Annotated in this window: 1 protein-coding gene and 1 pseudogene; both read right to left on the bottom strand. The window is 61.6% G+C overall.

The genetic code is table 11. The features are described from left to right. Positions 1-240: 240 nt before the first annotated feature. Entirely contained in the window at positions 241-999 is a 759-nt protein-coding gene (istB, locus tag GKG01_RS08970; protein WP_154274630.1) for an IS21-like element helper ATPase IstB, read from the bottom strand. Continuing rightward, positions 996-1344: pseudogene (locus tag GKG01_RS08965) on the bottom strand (IS21 family transposase); the annotation flags it as partial. The pseudogene GKG01_RS08965 and the gene istB, both read right to left, overlap by 4 nt.

Genomic DNA, 1344 nt, shown 5'->3' with positions numbered 1-1344 from the left:
GGACCACCCGTCTCTTCTCCGACGGCGTTCGGCTTCGGATCCAGGTTGATCAATGCCGGCATCGCTGGTGCAACCAATCGCGTCGAGATCGATTATGCTCCAGACGGTGTCAACGGCGGAACAAAATCCGGCCAATGGGCGGAGTAAAACCAGGCCACGGTTTGCGTGCGTGTGAGACCGCCGGGAGGGCGTAGCCCGAGCGGGGGTCTCATACGCACGCGGTGATTTTGCGAGGGTGTTTCAGCCGGCCTTTCGGGCGCGGCTTTGGGCGAGACGATAGCTGTCGCCATTCATCTCGAGGATGTTGACGTGGTGGGTGATGCGATCGAGCAGAGCGCCAGTGAGGCGCTCCGACCCCAAGGTTTCCGTCCATTCGTCAAACGGAAGATTGCTGGTGATCAGGGTGGCTCCGCGTTCGTAGCGTTGCGATATCAGCTCGAAGAGTAATTCCGCGCCAGTCTTGGAGAGTGGCACAAAGCCCAACTCATCGATGATGAGAAGCTGGTAGGCGGCCATCTGTTTCTGGAAGCGGAGCAGACGCCGCTCGTCACGGGCCTCCATCATCTCGCTGACTAGCGAGGCAGCGGTCGTGAAGCCGACGGACAGGCCCTTCTGGCATGCCGCCAATCCCAGGCCGAGCGCCACATGGGTCTTGCCCGTGCCGGAAGGACCAAGGGCGATGACGTTCTCGCGGCGCTCGATCCATTCGCAGCGCGCCAGTTCCAGGACCTGCATCTTGTTGAGCTTGGGGATGGCAGAGAAGTCGAAGCTGTCGAGGCTTTTGACGACAGGGAACCTGGCCGCCTTGATGCGGCGTTCGACCTTGCGTCGATCCCGTTCGATCATCTCCCGCTCGGCAAGCCGGGTGAGATATCCGACATGATCGACGCCTTCTGTGGCACATAGCCGGGCCAGCTTCTGATACTCGCGCTGGAAGGTCGGAAGCTTGAGGGTTTTGAGGTAATGGGAGAGCAGGATCTCGGGCACTTCAGCGCTCATGCCGCTTCCTCCCCATGCGCGGAAAGCAGTCGCATATACGCCTTCGCCGATGTCGTCTCGACCGTCGCCCTCGGCAGGTAGGGATAAATAGACAGGTCCAGTCTCGGCGGCCGACGCTCCACCCGGCACAGGATCAGGTGCTTGACGGCGTCGAAGCCGATTGCTCCGAGTTGAAGGGCCTGCTTCACCGCCGCATGCAGGTCGGCAAGCTCGAAGCTCTCCAGTAGACGCAGCACCTGCACATACTCGCGCCGGCCATGCTTTGCCATGCGGCCTTCCATCAGGCGACGCAGCGTGGCGAACTCTTGGGGCAGGTCCCAGCCCTGGAGAGGTGCTGCCTGATCC

The sequence above is a fragment of the Finegoldia sp. BIOML-A4 genome (assembly GCF_009679635.1).
In the GTDB taxonomy this organism is placed as follows: Bacteria; Bacillota; Clostridia; order Tissierellales; family Peptoniphilaceae; genus Finegoldia; species Finegoldia magna.
The sequence above is the reverse complement of the archived record's forward strand: the minus strand, read 5'-3'. Positions and strand labels throughout refer to the sequence as shown.